Source organism: Agrobacterium bohemicum (assembly GCF_001562555.1).
Classification (GTDB): Bacteria; Pseudomonadota; Alphaproteobacteria; order Rhizobiales; family Rhizobiaceae; genus Agrobacterium; species Agrobacterium bohemicum.
Genome location: NZ_KQ961023.1, coordinates 67,688 through 84,536, shown reverse-complemented (window position 1 = coordinate 84,536; position 16,849 = coordinate 67,688). Strand labels below are relative to the sequence as shown.

Sequence of the window (16,849 nt, the reverse complement as noted above, 5' to 3'; positions counted from 1 at the left end):
AATCAGGCCGCCTGTCTGCCGAGCAATCCAGCGATATTCACCGGCTCAAGCTCACGCACCGACGTCTCGACCTGATCGTCGGACTTCATCCATGTGATCAGCTCGAAGGTTCCGTCGGCATTTTCGGCAACCGCCGTACAGCTTTCCACCCAGTCACCGGTGTTGATGTAGCGGATACCGTCCATATCCTCCATCACCGCGTGGTGAATGTGGCCACAGATAACACCGTCGACATTGTTGCGGCGCGCTTCATCGGCCACCACACGCTGGAACTCGCCAATGAAATTGACGGCATGCTTCACCTGCTGCTTTGCCCAGGCAGAGAACGACCAGTAAGGCAAACCGATACGGCGGCGAACGGCAGCCAGCAGCACGTTGATGGCAATCGCCGCATCATAGGCCCAGTCGCCGAGATAGGCGAGAAGGCGCGCGTTGCGGACCACGACATCGAACTCGTCACCGTGAATGACGAGGTATTTCTTGCCGTCCGCAGCCTCATGGATCATCCGCTCCGCCACTTCGATACCGCCGAAGTGAGTACCGGGAAACTCCCGTAGGAATTCGTCGTGATTGCCAGGGATGTAAACGATACGCGTGCCCTTGCGCGCCTTGCGCAGCAGCTTCTGCACGACATCGTTACAGCCTTGCGGCCAATACCAGTTACGGCGCAGTCGCCAGCCGTCGATGATGTCACCAACGAGAATAATCGTATCGGCTTCGTGGTAGCGCAGGAAATCCAGCAGGAAATCCGTCTTGGCTGCTTTGGAGCCAAGATGCACGTCGGAAATGAAAAGTGTTCTGAACTGTCTGGCTTCGGTTTGCGCGGCCATGGAACTCTTCCCCCTTGTCTCGGCAACTTTCTTCTCCTGCAAAACCAGACTCGTGTTTCAGCAAGATGACAACCGGCCATTTCTGAAGGAAACTCTCGTTTTAAGCCGTGTGAAAAGTACCGCTTTTGGGTGTCGTAGATGAAATAAACGGCTGTACGCACCTGCCGATTGTTGTATGCAAAGGCCTCCAATAAACTTGAAATAAGCGGTGATAGAATGAGTTCTCAGGACACGGGCAAGACGCAAGACAAAAACGCCAATGCGGATCTGGAACAACAGGCACTTTTCTACCACCGCTATCCGCGCCCGGGAAAACTGGAGATTCAGGCGTCCAAACCCCTTGGAAACCAGCGCGATCTGGCGCTTGCCTATTCGCCCGGCGTTGCTGCCCCCTGCCTTGCCATTCACGAAAACCCTGAAATGGCCGCCGAATATACCGCGCGCGCCAATCTTGTTGCCGTCATTTCTAACGGTACGGCGGTTCTGGGCCTTGGCAATATCGGCCCTCTCGCCTCCAAGCCCGTCATGGAGGGCAAAGCGGTTCTGTTCAAGAAATTCGCTGGCATCGACGTTTTCGATATCGAAATCGATGCACCCGGCATCAACGACATGGTGTCCACAATCTCGGCGCTGGAGCCGACTTTCGGCGGCATCAACCTTGAAGACATCAAGGCACCGGAATGTTTCGAAGTGGAGCGCCAGCTTCGTGAGAAGATGAACATTCCCGTGTTCCATGACGACCAGCATGGCACCGCCATCATCGTCGCCGCGGCTGTGACTAACGCACTGGAACTTGCCGGAAAATCGCTTGCAAACGTCAAGATCGTTGCATCGGGCGCAGGCGCTGCAGCGCTCGCCTGCCTCAACCTGCTCGTCGTTCTCGGCGCCAAGCGCGAAAACATCTGGGTCCACGATATCGAAGGCCTCGTTTATGATGGCCGCAACAGTTTGATGGACGAGTGGAAAGAAGTTTACGCGCAGAAGACCGACAAGCGCGCCCTGAACGAAACAATCGATGGCGCCGATGTCTTCCTCGGCCTCTCCGCCGCCGGCGTGCTGAAACCCGAGCTTCTGGCCCGCATGGCGGAAAAGCCGCTCATTCTGGCACTTGCCAACCCAAATCCTGAAATCATGCCGGAACTCGCACGCTCTGCGCGCCCGGATGCGATGATCTGCACGGGTCGTTCCGACTTCCCGAACCAGGTCAACAATGTGCTTTGCTTCCCCTATATTTTCAGGGGCGCACTGGATTGCGGCGCGACCACCATCAACGAAGAAATGAAAATGGCCGCCGTTCACGCCATAGCCGAGCTGGCGCGTGAGGAGGTCTCTGAAGTCGCGGCAAAGGCCTATAGCGAAGAGACCCCCGTCTTCGGCCCCAACTATCTCATTCCATCGCCGTTTGATCCGCGTCTCATCCTGCGTATTGCGCCAGCCGTTGCGCGTGCTGCTGCCGCAAGCGGTGTGGCCGCCCGCCCGATTACCGATTTCGACGCCTATCTGGATCAGTTGAACCGCTTCGTCTGGCGCTCCGGCTTCATCATGAAGCCGATCTTCAATCTGGCCAAGACTGCCGAAAAGAAGCGCATCATCTTTGCCGAAGGCGAAGACGAGCGTGTACTTCGCGCGGCCCAGGTGCTGCTGGAAGAAGGAACCGGCGTTCCAATCCTCATCGGCCGTCCGCAGATCATCGAGACGCGCCTGAAGCGTTTCGGCCTGCGTATTCGTCCTCACGCGGACTTTGCAGTGGTCAACCCCGAGGATGATCCGCGTTACCGTGAATATGTCGATGACTACTTCGCGCTGGTCGGTCGCGCCGGTATCAACCCGGAAGCAGCCCGCACAATCGTGCGCACCAACAGCACCGTCATCGGCGCGCTGTCGGTCAAACGCGGCGAAGCGGATGCCCTGATCTGCGGTCTGGAAGGTCGCTTCGACCGCCATCTGCGCGACGTGAACCAGATCATCGGCAAACGCGAAGGCGCCCACGCATTCGGCGGCCTCAGCCTGCTGATTACCCAACAAGGCGCGATCTTCCTCACCGACACTTTCGTCAATTACGAGCCGACTTCGGAAGACATTGCCGAACTTGCAATCCTTGCCTCCAAGGAGATCAAGCGTTTCGGTATCACGCCAAAGATCGCGTTGGTCAGCCATTCGAATTTCGGCTCGCGCGATTCGGAAAGCGCCCGCAAGATGCGCCGTGCCCTTCAGCTGGTGCGCGATGCGGCGCCGGAACTGGAAATCGATGGCGAAATGCAGGGCGGTTCGGCCCTGTCTGAAATTCTGCGCAAGCGCGCCATGCCAAACAGCGCCTTGTCGGGCGAAGCCAATCTTCTGGTCTTCCCGAATCTCGACTCGGCCAACATCACGCTGGGCGTCGTCCGCACCATGACAGAAGGCCTGCATGTCGGCCCGATCCTGCTCGGCTCCGCTCTGCCCGTTCACATCCTGTCACCAACGGTGACATCGCGTGGCGTGGTCAACATGGCAGCGCTTGCAACGGTTCAGGCCTCGCACCCTTCGGTGTAAGGCCGGGTTAACGTAATTTTGAACAGGCCCTTGCCGCTTTGCGGCACGGGCTTATGTTATCCTGAACGCATAAACATGCTTCGCATTCCGCGGACGATGATCAACAGGATATGACCTGCATGATGGCAGGGCAGGAAACGGACGGACCATTGATCCCGCGCCGCAGCCGTTTGATCGGCACATTTTTCACTCTCATGCTTGCAGCACCCCTGTCGGCGCAGGCCAGTGCCGTCTGTGATGGGCTGCGCCAGCAGCTCACTCAGCCAACGCGCATCATCGGCAACACGGCCGAGGTAAGACGTTACGCCAATGCGCTGGCGCAACAGAATATTCTCATTCGTCGGATCAAGAACGATATGCGCGGCTACGGCTGCTCGTCAGGCAGCGTCATCGTCTATGGCAATCCAAACGCCGAACTCTGCGGCGAAATCGGTGATGCGCTGGTTCAGGCCGAATCCGACCGTGCCATGATTGCGGAAGATCGAGACCGCATGCTGGCCTCGCAGCGCGATGAGAACGCGCAGGACAGCCGCGAACGCATCATGGCAGCACTGGATGCGCAGGGTTGTTACGATGAGCAACCGCCATCCTTCGCCACGACCGATCCTTCGCAACAACCGGATATGGGCGGCACGGTCGACCCCTTCGACAGTCCCGATAATCAGGACTACCGCCCCTCGCCCGACATGCCCATGCAAGGCGGATTAAGAACGCTTTGCGTGAGAACATGCGATGGCGCGTTCTTCCCGATTTCCTCGAATGCCACACCGCTGGATTTCCGCGCGCAGGCAGCCCAATGCGAGCGCATGTGCCCCGGCACCCAGACCGAACTGTTCTACCATTCGCTTCAGGGTCAGGAAAGTTCGGACATGGTATCGGCCAAAACGGGCGAACCCTATGCCTCCATGCCAACAGCCTTTGCCTATCGCAACAACGCAGGCACCAGTCGCTCGCCATCCTGTAGCTGCAACATGGCCGCCTATCACGACGAGATGAAAAAGCAGGAAGATCAGGCAAAAGCACCGCAATCGACCCCGTCACAGGAGATGTCGAGCATCACGACCATTACGTCACCGAAGAGTGACACAATGCCGAAACCTGCTGACATCAAGCCCGAGGAGCCGAAGCCGGTGGAGAAGGCAGAGCCTGTTCCTGAGCGGGAATACGACCCCAACAACAGCAAGGTCCGCATCGTCGGCCCGCAGTTTCTGCCCGCAGAAACGAGCCGTATCGATCTGAAAAACCCAGCGCTGAAAGGCGCACAGCCGCAGCAAAGGTGACCTTACTTTTCGCCCCACCTATCGCGAAACACAAGTTCCTCCAGCGGCAGTCGCTGCCGCCAGCCTTTGACCGCCAGTTCCGGCTCGTCATAGAGCATATCGACCTTGCCGACGCATAGCCAAGCAACGATTTCGATGTGTTCGGGGATGGCGAGAATATCGCGGATATCGGCGTCGTGGAAAATGCTGACCCATCCGACACCGATGCCTTCCGCCCTCGCGGCCAGCCACAGGTTCTGTATGGCGCAGACGGTGGAGTAGACATCCATGCGCGGATTGTGGGTTCGTCCCAGCACCACGTCGCCGCCACGGGTCGGGTCGCAGGTCACGCAGATCGACAATGGTGCCTTGCGGATGCCTTCGAGTTTCAGGCTGCGATAAAGAACTTGCTGCTCCTCCCCGAACATCTCTGCCGCCTCCGCATTGGCGCGGGAAAATGCCTCCCACGCGCGCTGCCTCACGGCTTCATCGGTCACGAGTGTGAAATTCCATGGCTGCATGAAGCCGACAGACGGCGCCGCATGGGCAGCCCTCAGAAGTTTTTCTACCAGCGCGTCGGACAGTGGCTCGTCCAGAAACTGGTCCCGCACGTCACGGCGGGTTTCGATAGCGCGGTAGACGGCGATCTTATGGTCGTCAGAAAATTCATGCGCCGGCACAAGCCCGCGCTCGAGGTCATCAGGTCGCATCGTCAATCCCCAACAATGCCGAGGCCGGACACATCCGCATCCGGTATCTCGAAAAACCTCGCGCTGTCCAAGCGGTTGGTCTGTTGCATCAGGCCGGTCTTCTGACTTGGCTTCGCTCGCATGTTGCCGCCTTCCCGATCTCTCAGTGGCCTATGGCAACACGCGTCCACCTTACAGCGTTGGGCACGTCACGGAATTTCACCGCGTTCCCGATTCTCCTACCGCAAAGCAGGCACCTGATGCAGGCGTTATCGCGAGGCAAACGCGAAGAAGCAAGACAATCCCGTGTCATTTGCCAACTGATGCCGGAACCCTCCAGCCCGCTGACGCATTCTCCCTGCACAATGGAGGACATCTTATGGATAATTATGCCGAACTTCGCGAGCGCATCGGACAGGATCTTGATACGCTCAAGAAAACCGAAAACCCAAAATCCATTTTCGAGATCGCAGATGATTACCTGCTTGGCGATCCTGACCTGAAACGACAGGTCGTTGAAGATATCATCAAGGAAGAGGCCGACAGGCGAAGCATTGAAATCCACTGACCCAGACCAGATATCTGAGCAGAATATTCAATAAAAGATGCGGGTGATACCATCTCTGTGAATGCCACTGTCGCTATTGCGATCCTTATCGTACTCGTCATTGTCGCGGGTATGGCTCTGGCTACGCGTCACCGCGACAAGATCATCATCAAAATCGCATCGACAGCCCTCTCCAAGGACGATGACGAGACACCCCTCGACCGGCACTGGATGGACCTCAACCGGGATCGTGCCGAAAAGAACGCCCTGTCCCTGATACAATCGAATGTCGGTGCTTTCGCCGCCAGGGTGGGCTCCGCAAGGGCGGCGGGGCGCAGTCTCGACCTCATGTATTACATGTGGAACGCGGATCTTACGGGCCAGCTCGTCATGCGTGAGGTCATCGCCGCTGCCGATCGCGGTGTGCGGGTGCGTCTGTTGCTTGATGATCTCGGCGTGTCCATTTCCGACCGCGCCTTTCACGCTATCGACAGCCATCCCAACATCGAGTTGCGTCTGTTCAACCCCACAAAAGCACGTGAGAACGTTTTCAGGCGCGGCATAGAGATGGTGTTTCGGTTTCGCAGCGTGAACCGACGCATGCACAACAAGGCGTGGATTGCGGATGGTCGGGTCCTCATCGTCGGCGGACGTAACATCGGCGACGCCTATTTCGATGCAGCGGAACAGACGAATTTTCGGGATTTCGATGTCATAGCGCATGGCACATGCGTTGACGAGGCAGAGGACATATTCGACGACTACTGGAACAGTGCAGTGGCAGTTCCGGTCAGATCGCTTCTGTCGCGGCGGCCCAGCAAACTTGCCAAGCTTCGTCGGCGAATGGATGTCCTTGCCTCGGGAAATGCCGCCCGACCCTATCTTGCGCAGGTGGAAAGCCAGCATCACTCCGGCAATTTTCTGATGTCTGACAGTCTGCATTGGGTCGAAAGCGCGAAAGTCGTTGCCGACCCGCCTGAAAAGGCTGCCGGAAACCGTCGCAATGGCCATAATTTTCTGATGGAAACACTGCTTCCGATCATGGAGCAGGCGAAGAAGAAACTCAGGATCACTTCTCCCTATTTCATTCCCGGCCAGAAAGGCGTCGAGACATTCTCACGCCTCTGCGCCGATGGCGTGTCTGTCTGCATCCTCACCAATTCACTGGCAGCGACGGATGTGGCTGCCGTTCACGCTGGTTATTCGCGCTACCGAAAGCCGCTACTGGTCAATAACGTCAAAATACACGAGCTTCGTTCACAGGCAGATCAGTACAAGTCCTTCTCGCTTCGTGGCTCCGGTCAGGCCAGCCTGCATACGAAGGCTTTCACCCGCGATGGCGAGATCGGCTTTATCGGCTCGCTCAACTTCGACCCGCGCTCCATGTCTTTGAATACCGAGATGGGTGTCCTGTTTTCATCTCCAGGTCTGGTGAAAGCCATGGACGAAATTTTCGCGCAGGAAACCAACCACGAAATGAGCTTCGAGCTGACCTTGAATGCAAGACGAAATCTGGTGTGGAATGGTCTGGTGCGCGGTGAATTGCGCCACTACTCGAACGAGCCCTATGCAAGCCTCAGCCGCCGGATACTGGTAATTGCCATGGGACTTTTGCCGCTCGAGTCGCAGCTTTAATGTTTTTCAAGAAAAAGCGTTTCCGAACTGATCCAATTGCGCGCTCACGCATTTCAGAAAGAGTTGAAATACAGGAGAGTTCCATGTTCATCGCCCCGCCAGAGCCGACAGCCAGCCGCAAGACAGCAGAAATGTATCGCGGCGCCGAGGAGACATACGGATATCTTCCCAATATGTATCGGGCCTTCGGTCATCGCCCGGAGGTCATGGAAAGCTGGAGTGCATTGCTGGTCAGCTTGCGCGGCAATATTGAGCCGCGACGCTACGAATTGGTGACGCTCGCCGCAGCCCGGGAACTTCGCTCTTCCTACTGCATGCTGGCCCATGGGGCGGTGCTGGTGCGCGAAGGTGTTTCGGGTGATCAGTTGGAGGCTATCGTTGATGGGCAAGACGACGCACCGCTGGACGATCAGGAACGCGCCATCATGATCTTCGCTACCAAAGTTGTGCGCGATGCGACATCGATCACGCAGGCCGATATCGACGCGCTCAAAACACACGCTCTTACGGATGCGGAGATTTTTGACATCGTAGCGGCAGCATCTGCACGCTGTTTCTTTTCCAAGACGCTGGATGCGCTAGGCACCTCTCCAGACCAGACCTATGTGGACAAACTCGGCCCGGAACTTGCCGATAAACTGGCAATGGGCCGCCCGGTCGAAAAGGAAGTCTGACGCATACGTTTGCAAACAGCATAAAGGCGGCGGCACCAACGCGTGCCACCTGCCAACGTCCAGCCTTAGGCTGCGACCTTCTTGCTGTGCATCTTGGCAGCCTGGATTTGCACAAGCGTGTCCAGGTTCTGGTTCACGCGGCAATAGAACTCTTCATCGATGAAGGGCCGCAGCATGAAGTCGTTGCCGCCAGCTTTCAGGAAGCGCGCCGACAGAAGGCGGTTGGTGGACGACGACACACCGATGATACGCAGTTCGTGCGACCCACGCATCGTGCGGATGCGCCGTGTCAGCTCGAAACCATCGATGTCAGGCATATTATAGTCAGTTACAACAAGACTGATGTCCGCATTGTTCTTCAAGAGCTCAAGCGCCTTCGCGCCGTTGTCGGCAAGGCTTACCCGGAAGTTGTAACGCTTCAGACGGCTTGAAAGCAGCGCACGTGCCGTCGGGCTGTCATCCACGATCAGCACATGATGGCGGTGGTTGGTCAGGAAGCGGCAGACCGATTCTGTCAGCATATCGACGGCAAAAACGTTGTCTTTGAGAATATAGTCGACAACTTCCTTTGTGAGGAGTTTTTCGCGCGTGTCTTCATGGAATGTGCTGGTGAAAACAATGGTAGGAATGGAGAGATCGACAAGATATTCCAGTGCCTCACCATTCTCTGCACCGGGCAAGTTGATGTTGGAAATCGCCAACGTCACCTCTTCGGAGGAGCGCTCGTAGCATTCCTGCAATTCTTCAAAGTTGCGGCAGACTTCGACAGAAAGTCCAAGCAACTCCTTAAGACGAGAGCCGATCATCTGGGTGAAGACATTGGAGTCTTCGGCAAGCAATATTCTTGTGTCGCGAAATGGCACGCCAGAATACTGCATGCCCGTAATTCCCAGAAAGTTCATAGTGCCCCCAAATACCCGAAATCCTTGAAAGCGACTATAACTGCTGATATTTTCAGAATAATTAATCCATAAAACCACGTGTGAACTATGGTTACTTATTCGCAAACCATTGTCTTGCTGCGCGCAGCGAAGCAACTCATACAGTCATCAGGCGCAACGTATCGACGACCTTGGTAAAGTCATAGGGCTTCGGAAAAAACACACTGCGCTCCGGCAAAACCTCTTCTGACGGGTTGTGGTGCCCAGACGTCACGACGATCCCCAATGGGGTGTTCGCTCTGCGGGCCCAGTTTGCGAGCCCAACCCCATTCATACTCCCGGGCATATCGACATCGGTAAACAACACGTCGATGTCCTGGCGGCTGTCGAGAATTTCCATCGCCTCGTCGGCACCACAAGCCTCCACTGCGTCAAAGCCTGCATCTTCGACAAGATCGACCGCCATCATGCGTAAGAGAGGGTCGTCTTCGACGACCAGTACCACTTGTCTGGCGTATGCGTTGCGCTGTCCCATGACTGGTTACCTGCTTTTACATCCAAGCGTCGTGTTCGTGAAAACTTTTGACCTTGGATTGAACAACGCCACCCAGCCATGCAAGTTCCTTTCCCGTGCGCGGAATCAGGACTTCTCCACGGGATAAATGGGCAAGGCACATCAACCTGTCATTCGTCTTGTAAAGGAAGAACGCTCACACGGAACGGGTTAGGCCACCATCCACCCGCAGGTTCTGGCCGGTAATATACCCCGCCCCTTCCGACGCCAGAAATGCGACGGTTGCCGCGATTTCCTCGCTTTTACCGTAACGTTGCATCGGCACCATGTCACGTCGGGCATCCGTTGCGGGCAGGCTGTCTATCCAGCCCGGTAGAACGTTATTCATGCGCACGTTGTGTGGCGCATAGGTGTCCGAGAAAATCTTGGTATAGGCGGCAAGCCCCGCCCTAAATACGGCAGAGGTCGGAAACATCTCGCTTGGCTCGAACGCCCAGGCGGTGGAAATATTGATGATAGCACCCGACTTTTGCGACACCATGACAGGTGCGATGATGCGTGTCGGGCGGATGACATTTAGCAGATAGACATCGAGACCCGTATGCCACTGCTCATCGGTGATTTCCAGGATTTGCGCACGCGGACCGTGACCGGCGCTATTGACCAGCACATCGATCCGCCCAAATTTTTCAAGAGCGAGATCGGCAAGCCTCTTGAGATCATCGACGGATTGGTTCGAACCCGTCACGCCGATGCCACCAAGCTCTGCAGCCAGCGCCTCACCCTTGCCGGACGATGACAGGATCGCGACCTTGTAGCCATCTGCCGCCAGACGTTTCGCCACCGCAGCGCCCATGCCGCTGCCACCCGCCGTTACCACCGCTACTTTTTCTGCCGACATCGTTGTTCTCCCATCCTGCTTGAAACTCGAACTTAACCGGTTTCACCAGCAAGTTCGAACCAAAATCATTGATGGAAGATGACAGCTTTATTTCAGCCAGCCGCCGATCCGACCGACCGCTTCGGCAATGTCGGACACGGAACCGGCATAGGAGAATCGCAGCGCGCGGTGGCCTTCCAAGGGGTCAAAATCCAGCCCCGGCGTCGCCGCAACATCGATTTCCGCCAGCATCCGCTTGGCGAAATCCATGCTGTCATTCGAATAGCGGCTGGTATCGACATAGGCGTAGAAGGCGCCGTCCATGGGGGATGCCAGCGGCAGGCCCAGTTCCGGGAGCCGGCTCATCAGGAAATCGCGGTTGGTGCGGTAACTTTCCTTGTAGACATCAAGCTCGTCTTCTGCGGAAAAAGCGGCCTTGGCGGCACGCTGCGAAAGCTCGGGCGCTGAAATATACAGGCTTTGCGCAAGACATTCGACCGGTCGTATCAGCATTTCAGGCAGCACCATCCAGCCGATACGCCAACCCGTCATGCAATAATATTTCGAAAACGAATTGATGACGACGACGTTCTCGCTGATCTCGGCGGCACTCGTCTCCTCGCCGACGAATGTCAGCCCGTGATAAATCTCATCCGAAATGAACGCGATGTTACGGCTGTCGCAATAATTCACCAGCCGCTTCAGCGCTTCACGTCCCGTCACCGTGCCCGTCGGGTTGGCCGGACTTGCCAGCAGCACACCCTTCAATTTGTGCCCGGCTTTGGTCTCGGCGCGCTCAAGGCTTGCAGGCGTCAGCGTATATCCGGTTTCCGCAGTAACCGGCACCTCGACCACGTGAAGACCAAGCGCTTTTAAAATATTGCGGTATGCCGGATATCCGGGACGCGCAATCGCGACGGCATCACCGGGATCGAACAGAGCCAGAAATGCCAGATTGAATGCCGCCGAAGATCCGGTCGTCACCGCAATGCGGGCAGGATCAATGATGGCACCGTGGCGCATGCGGTAACTGGAGGCGATGGCTTCACGCAAATCGCGCAGACCAAGCGCATCGGTGTAGCCAACGCGGCCGTGTTTCAGCGCCTCGTCGGCAGCATCCAGCGCAGCCTTGGGGGCGGGATGCGAGGGCTGACCAACGGCCATGGAAATTACCGGTCTTCCCGCCTGTCTCAAACGGTTGGCTTCTGCCAGAATATCCATCGCATGGAATGGCTCGACCGCGCTTCGCTTGGACAACGTTATCAAAAGCATGTTCTTTCTTGTCAAACTGTCGGAGATTTGCCGCATTATTACGGTCTTCACAATGGCGAGATCGCAACGGGCCGGTTTATTTTGCGATATGGCAATCGCATCGAATTAGGGTAATTGCGTGGGACAACAGAATCACTACTCTGCAACAAAACGATGAGGACCGACATGGCACTTTCCCTAAAATCCACGGCTTTTGCCTGCCTGACGGCCCTATCCACGGTTTTCGTATCGCTCCCCGCCCATGCGCTGGATGACCAGCAGAAAAAAGAGTTCGGCGCCTTCATCAAGGAATACCTGATCGAGAACCCGGAGATCATGCTGGAGGTTCAGGAGGCTCTTGAGCGCAAGCAATATGACACGCGCAACGCCAAGGCAGCCGAGGCTGTAGCAGACAACCAGAAAACCATTTTCCAGTCTGATTATGATTTGTCGCTGGGCAACCCGAATGGCGATGTGACGCTGGTCGAGTTCTTCGACTACAATTGCGGCTACTGCAAACGGGCGATGAGCGACGTCGACGCCATCCTGAAAACCGACAAGAATGTTCGCTTCGTTCTGAAGGAGTTTCCGATTCTCGGGCCGGAATCACTGGAGGCACACAAGGTTTCCAACGCCGTCAAACTTCTGGCACCTGAAAAATATCCGGAATTCCAGCGCACACTGCTCGGAAGCACGGGCCGGGCCAACGAGGCAAGCGCCATCGAAGTCGCAGAATCGCTTGGTATCAAAGAAGCAGATATCCGCAAATCCATGGCGGCAAATCCCAACGACGCCCAGGTTAAGGAAACCTACCAGCTCGCCACCAACCTCGGCATCACCGGCACGCCGTCCTACGTCATCGGCAACGAAGCCATTTTCGGCGCAGTCGGCACGACCCCGCTAAAAGAAAAGATCGCCAATATGCGCGCCTGCGGTAAGGCGACGTGCTCTTAATGACATCCTGTCTCTCATTCCTGCGCTCCCGCTGGAATGAGAGACAGGCCTCCTTTGAACGCTCGGCGCGTCTTCTGCGAGCGATAATCTACCAAAAACACCTTCAAACCCCATAAGATTAAGGACAATCCCTGCTTTGAGCGCTTCGGGGCTTTTCCTTCGCAGTTGTGCGGTCTATAGGTGGCGCTGATTTTCTGGCGGAACTTTCGAATGAGCAACACGATTTTTGTCCTCAACGGACCCAATCTCAACATGTTGGGAAAACGTGAGCCGGGCATTTATGGCGGCAAGACGCTGAAGGACATTGAGGACGACTGCGTCAAAGCGGGTAAAGAGCTTGGTTTTACGGTCGAGTGTCATCAGTCCAACCATGAGGGCGCTCTGGTGGACCTGTTGCACGAGGCAGGCGAACGCACCGTCGGTGTCGTCATCAATCCTGGTGCCTATGGCCACACGTCGATTGCGATGCATGACGCCATCCGCGCCATTTCCGTTCCTGTGCTGGAAGTGCACATTTCCAACATCCACGCACGCGAAGAATTCCGCCATAAATCGATGATAGCGCCCGCCGCCAAGGGTATGATCTGCGGTTTCGGGCCGTATGGCTACATCATGGCGCTCAACGCTTTGAAAAATATCACGGCATAAAAAGAAACAATCAGAATAGGGTTTGTCATGTCTGAAAAGAAACACGGTATCGACAAGGAACTGATCCGCGACCTCGCGAACATTCTCAACGACACCGACCTTTCCGAGATCGAGGTCGAGCAGGACGACATGCGTATTCGTGTGTCGCGTGCAGCTCCTGCGCCGATTTACGCAACAGCACCCGCACAATACGCCCCTGCTCCCGCCCCCGCAGCAGCTGCTGCCCCGGCCGTCGCACCCGGCACGGCAGCACCTGCGGCCCCTGCCCGCAACCCTGCCAACACGGTGACGTCGCCCATGGTTGGCACCGTCTATCTGTCCTCCGCTCCCGGCGCGCGTCCATTCGTTGAAGTCGGCGCGACCGTGAAGGAAGGCCAGACGCTTCTGATCGTTGAAGCGATGAAGACAATGAACCAGATCCCGGCACCAAAGTCCGGCAAGGTGACGGAAATCATCGTCAACGACTCGCAGCCAGTAGAGTATGGTGAAGCCCTCGTGGTCATCGAATAAGGCTGATTTCATGGTATCCAAGATCCTCATCGCCAATCGCGGCGAAATCGCCCTTCGCGTATTGCGCGCCGCCAAGGAACTCGGCATTCCAACGGTCGCCGTGCATTCCACAGCTGACGCCGATGCCATGCATGTGCGCCTTGCCGACGAGAGTGTGTGCATCGGCCCACCGCCTTCACGTGACAGCTACCTCAACATTCACCAGATCGTTGCGGCCTGCGAAATCACCGGTGCGGATGCCGTTCACCCCGGTTACGGCTTTCTGTCCGAAAACGCCAAGTTTGCGGATATTCTCGACGCGCACGGCATCACCTTTATTGGACCGACCGCCGATCACATCCGCATCATGGGTGACAAGATCACCGCCAAGCAGACCGCGCTGGAACTCGGCATTCCCGTAGTTCCCGGCTCGGACGGCGAAGTGAAGCCTGAGAACGCTCTGGAAATCGCCCGAAAGATCGGTTTCCCGGTTCTCATCAAGGCAACCGCTGGCGGCGGTGGACGCGGCATGAAGGTCGCGAAAGACGAGTCGGAAGTTGAAGAAGCCGTCTCGACAGCCCGTTCCGAAGCGCTTGCCGCTTTCGGCAACGACGCCGTCTACATGGAAAAATATCTCGGCAAGCCGCGCCATATCGAGGTGCAGGTGTTTGGCGATGGTGAAGGCAAGGCCATTCATCTGGGCGAACGCGACTGCTCGTTGCAGCGCCGCCACCAGAAGGTTCTGGAAGAAGCCAATTCACCCGCGCTCACCGTCGAGCAGCGTATGAAGATCGGTGAAATTTGCGCCGATGCCATGCGCAAGCTGAAGTATCGCGGTGCAGGCACCATCGAGTTTCTATACGAAAACGGCGAGTTCTATTTCATCGAAATGAACACCCGTCTTCAGGTGGAGCATCCGGTCACGGAAGCCATCACCGGCATGGACCTCGTGCAGGAGCAAATCCGCGTTGCATCCGGCCAAGGCCTTTCGGTGACGCAGGATGAGGTGAAGTTCAATGGTCACGCCATCGAATGCCGCATCAACGCCGAAGACCCACGCACGTTCGTGCCGTCTCCCGGCACGCTGACCTATTTCCACACACCCGGCGGCCTCGGTGTGCGTGTGGATTCCGGCGCCTATCAGGGCTACAAGATCCCACCTTACTACGACAGCATGATCGGCAAGCTGATCGTGCACGGTCGCAACCGAGACGAATGCATTCGCCGCCTGCGTCGTGCGCTCGACGAATTCGTTGTAGACGGCATCAAGACCACCCTGCCGCTGTTTCAGGACCTTCTGCAGAACGAAGACATTCTGAACGGCGATTATGACATCCACTGGCTGGAAAAATATCTGGCTGGCGACGCGAAGTAAGATATGGGGCGGCGCGGCAGAAATGACGATATCGACGTCGATATTCTGCTGCGCGCCTACTCCATCGGCCTGTTTCCCATGGCCGATTCGGCTGATGACCCCGAACTGTTCTGGGTAGAGCCGGACATGCGGGGCGTCATCCCGCTTGATGATTTTCACGTTTCAAAAAGTCTGGCCAAGGCCATCCGCAAAAAGCCGTTCGATATCCGGTTCGATTCGGCGTTCGATGCGGTCATGATCGGGTGTGCAGCCGAAGCGGACAATCGGCCCAGCACATGGATCAACGGCACAATCCATCGCCTCTATAACGAGTTGCATGACATCGGCCACGCGCACAGCGTGGAAGCCTGGGAGGGTGATGAGCTCGTAGGCGGCCTCTACGGAGTATCGCTCGGCTCTGCCTTCTTCGGCGAAAGCATGTTTTCACGGCGCACGAACGCATCCAAAATCTGCCTCGTCCACCTTGTCGAGCACCTGCGCGAAAAAGGCTTCACCCTTCTCGACACACAGTTCACCACCGAACATCTGAAGACATTCGGGGCAATCGACGTTCCGAAGGCGGATTATTCAAAAATGCTGGAGCCTGCGGTCAATCGCCCAAGCCTTGCATTTTGATTTTCTGGATTATTTGCTGGCAGAAGACGGAGCGGGCACGTCCGATTCCTGCTTGCAGCCAGTCAGCCACACGTCATAGATCGGATGCTCGACGGCGTTCAGGCCGGGACTATCTGCAAACATCCAGCCAGTGAAGATGCGCTTGATCTTGCGATCGAGGGTAATTTCATCGACTTCGATGAAAGCGTCGATCTTCTGCGCTTCGGTGTCGTCGCGGGAATAGCAGACCTTCGGTGTGACCTGAAGCGCACCGAATTGCACCGTCTCGTTCAGGTAAACATCGAATGAGGTGATGCGGCCGGTGATCTTGTCGATACCGGAAAACACCGCAACGCGGTTTTCAATGCGAGCGGCAGAGGCGGAGGAGACGAAGCCAGTCATGGGCAAAAGCGCAACAAAAGCCACAGCCAGTGCACGCAAAGAACGATCTCGCGTGAATTTTCCCATATCGAACCGTCTCCAGAAAGATTTCCCGCGCCAATCCGGCGAGAGTTCAACGCCTACAGGCGGAATGTGGCGAAAACGGGTGACGTGGCGGCACATACGTAGGCCATGCTCACCACCCAAACGCAATCAGTTGCCGGGTGTCCAGGCGTCGTAGTCACCGGTCACGCGTGGACGTTCACCGGGAACAGCAAGCGAGCCCTGCGGACGGTAAGCCTTGGACGAGCCGGTCATGTTCGGCAAGTGCGGCTTTTCCCATTCGCGTGCCGTGTAGCTTTCCTGGCTTGGCGGAACGTCGGTGCGGTAGTGCATCCAGCCATGCCAGCCGGGCGTGATCGCGGATGCATCAGCATAACCATTATAGATGACCCAACGACGCGGCATGCCCCAGGATGTGGTTCCACCTTCATAATAGGTGTTGCCCAACTCGTCCTGTCCAACCTTCTTCCCGAAACGCCATGTGTGAAAGCGCGTTCCGATCGTCTGGCCATTCCACCAGGTGAAGATTTGCGTCAGGAGAGTCTTCATTATCCATTCCTCGGGGCTTGAATGCACTGCGGCGATTTGGATTGCGCAGCACAGCACAAGCTTATGCCGCCCCAAGCGCCAATTGTCCAGTATTTCCCCGGCCG

At 56.7% G+C, this 16,849-nt stretch carries 18 protein-coding genes and 1 riboswitch; of the genes, 10 read left to right on the top strand and 8 right to left on the bottom strand.

The genetic code is table 11. The features are described 5' to 3' along the window. Nucleotides 1–2: 2 nt before the first annotated feature. Nucleotides 3–830, bottom strand: a complete 828-nt coding sequence (locus ATO67_RS00430) for a UDP-2,3-diacylglucosamine diphosphatase (protein WP_067642762.1) — start codon at nucleotides 828–830, stop codon at nucleotides 3–5. A gap of 216 nt (nucleotides 831–1,046) precedes the next feature. On the opposite strand from ATO67_RS00430, the gene ATO67_RS00425 reads away from it, so the two are divergent. Further along, nucleotides 1,047–3,362, top strand: a complete 2,316-nt coding sequence (locus ATO67_RS00425; protein WP_067642759.1) for an NADP-dependent malic enzyme — start codon at nucleotides 1,047–1,049, stop codon at nucleotides 3,360–3,362. Between the two features lie 119 nt (nucleotides 3,363–3,481). Continuing rightward, complete coding sequence (locus tag ATO67_RS00420; RefSeq protein WP_245303718.1) at nucleotides 3,482–4,642, top strand: DUF2865 domain-containing protein; 1,161 nt, start codon at nucleotides 3,482–3,484, stop codon at nucleotides 4,640–4,642. Nucleotides 4,643–4,644: 2 nt separating this feature from the next. Here ATO67_RS00420 and bluB read toward each other — a convergent pair whose 3' ends face one another. After that, complete coding sequence (gene bluB / locus ATO67_RS00415; protein ID WP_067642756.1) at nucleotides 4,645–5,331, bottom strand: 5,6-dimethylbenzimidazole synthase; 687 nt, start codon at nucleotides 5,329–5,331, stop codon at nucleotides 4,645–4,647. Nucleotides 5,332–5,405: 74 nt separating this feature from the next. After that, nucleotides 5,406–5,586: riboswitch (cobalamin riboswitch) on the bottom strand. A 103-nt stretch (nucleotides 5,587–5,689) separates the two neighbouring features. Here bluB and ATO67_RS00410 point away from each other — a divergent pair. The 3 genes from ATO67_RS00410 (at nucleotide 5,690) to ATO67_RS00400 (ending at nucleotide 8,166) form a co-directional block, all read left to right on the top strand. Next, nucleotides 5,690–5,878, top strand: a complete 189-nt coding sequence (locus ATO67_RS00410) for a hypothetical protein (protein WP_067642753.1) — start codon at nucleotides 5,690–5,692, stop codon at nucleotides 5,876–5,878. 111 nt (nucleotides 5,879–5,989) lie between these two features. Further along, nucleotides 5,990–7,492 (top strand): phospholipase D family protein, encoded by a 1,503-nt coding sequence (locus ATO67_RS00405; protein WP_067644122.1) that lies wholly within the window; start codon nucleotides 5,990–5,992, stop codon nucleotides 7,490–7,492. 83 nt (nucleotides 7,493–7,575) lie between these two features. Continuing rightward, nucleotides 7,576–8,166 (top strand): carboxymuconolactone decarboxylase family protein, encoded by a 591-nt coding sequence (locus ATO67_RS00400; protein WP_067642750.1) that lies wholly within the window; start codon nucleotides 7,576–7,578, stop codon nucleotides 8,164–8,166. Nucleotides 8,167–8,231: 65 nt separating this feature from the next. Here the strand turns inward: ATO67_RS00400 and ATO67_RS00395 are convergent, their stop codons facing one another. The 4 genes from ATO67_RS00395 to ATO67_RS00380 form a co-directional block, all read right to left on the bottom strand. Then, nucleotides 8,232–9,068 carry a response regulator gene (locus tag ATO67_RS00395; RefSeq protein WP_067642747.1) on the bottom strand — a complete coding sequence of 279 codons (837 nt, stop codon included), beginning with the start codon at nucleotides 9,066–9,068 and terminating at the stop codon, nucleotides 8,232–8,234. A gap of 136 nt (nucleotides 9,069–9,204) precedes the next feature. Then, nucleotides 9,205–9,582, bottom strand: coding sequence for a response regulator (locus tag ATO67_RS00390; RefSeq protein WP_067642744.1), 378 nt, complete (start codon nucleotides 9,580–9,582; stop codon nucleotides 9,205–9,207). A gap of 175 nt (nucleotides 9,583–9,757) precedes the next feature. Next, nucleotides 9,758–10,462 carry an SDR family oxidoreductase gene (locus tag ATO67_RS00385; protein WP_067642741.1) on the bottom strand — a complete coding sequence of 235 codons (705 nt, stop codon included), beginning with the start codon at nucleotides 10,460–10,462 and terminating at the stop codon, nucleotides 9,758–9,760. A gap of 87 nt (nucleotides 10,463–10,549) precedes the next feature. Continuing rightward, the gene (locus tag ATO67_RS00380; RefSeq protein WP_173645912.1) at nucleotides 10,550–11,707 is read right to left on the bottom strand and encodes a pyridoxal phosphate-dependent aminotransferase; all 1,158 of its coding nucleotides are present in this window, start codon (nucleotides 11,705–11,707) and stop codon (nucleotides 10,550–10,552) included. A 171-nt stretch (nucleotides 11,708–11,878) separates the two neighbouring features. On the opposite strand from ATO67_RS00380, the gene ATO67_RS00375 reads away from it, so the two are divergent. From ATO67_RS00375 to aat, 5 genes are all read left to right on the top strand, one after another. Continuing rightward, nucleotides 11,879–12,646: a DsbA family protein gene (locus tag ATO67_RS00375; protein ID WP_067642738.1), complete on the top strand. Its 768-nt coding sequence runs from the start codon at nucleotides 11,879–11,881 to the stop codon at nucleotides 12,644–12,646. A gap of 210 nt (nucleotides 12,647–12,856) precedes the next feature. Then, nucleotides 12,857–13,294 carry a type II 3-dehydroquinate dehydratase gene (gene aroQ / locus ATO67_RS00370; protein ID WP_067642734.1) on the top strand — a complete coding sequence of 146 codons (438 nt, stop codon included), beginning with the start codon at nucleotides 12,857–12,859 and terminating at the stop codon, nucleotides 13,292–13,294. Between the two features lie 27 nt (nucleotides 13,295–13,321). Beyond that, nucleotides 13,322–13,804 carry an acetyl-CoA carboxylase biotin carboxyl carrier protein gene (gene accB / locus ATO67_RS00365; protein WP_067642732.1) on the top strand — a complete coding sequence of 161 codons (483 nt, stop codon included), beginning with the start codon at nucleotides 13,322–13,324 and terminating at the stop codon, nucleotides 13,802–13,804. A gap of 10 nt (nucleotides 13,805–13,814) precedes the next feature. Then, nucleotides 13,815–15,158, top strand: coding sequence for an acetyl-CoA carboxylase biotin carboxylase subunit (gene accC, locus ATO67_RS00360; protein ID WP_067644116.1), 1,344 nt, complete (start codon nucleotides 13,815–13,817; stop codon nucleotides 15,156–15,158). Between the two features lie 3 nt (nucleotides 15,159–15,161). Beyond that, the gene (gene aat, locus ATO67_RS00355) at nucleotides 15,162–15,773 is read left to right on the top strand and encodes a leucyl/phenylalanyl-tRNA--protein transferase (protein ID WP_067642729.1); all 612 of its coding nucleotides are present in this window, start codon (nucleotides 15,162–15,164) and stop codon (nucleotides 15,771–15,773) included. A gap of 9 nt (nucleotides 15,774–15,782) precedes the next feature. Here aat and ATO67_RS00350 read toward each other — a convergent pair whose 3' ends face one another. Beyond that, a complete protein-coding gene (locus tag ATO67_RS00350) occupies nucleotides 15,783–16,220 on the bottom strand; it encodes a DUF2155 domain-containing protein (RefSeq protein WP_067642726.1) in 438 nt (145 codons plus the stop codon). A 126-nt stretch (nucleotides 16,221–16,346) separates the two neighbouring features. Further along, nucleotides 16,347–16,745, bottom strand: coding sequence for an NADH:ubiquinone oxidoreductase subunit NDUFA12 (locus tag ATO67_RS00345; RefSeq protein WP_067642723.1), 399 nt, complete (start codon nucleotides 16,743–16,745; stop codon nucleotides 16,347–16,349). Nucleotides 16,746–16,849 lie beyond the last annotated feature (104 nt).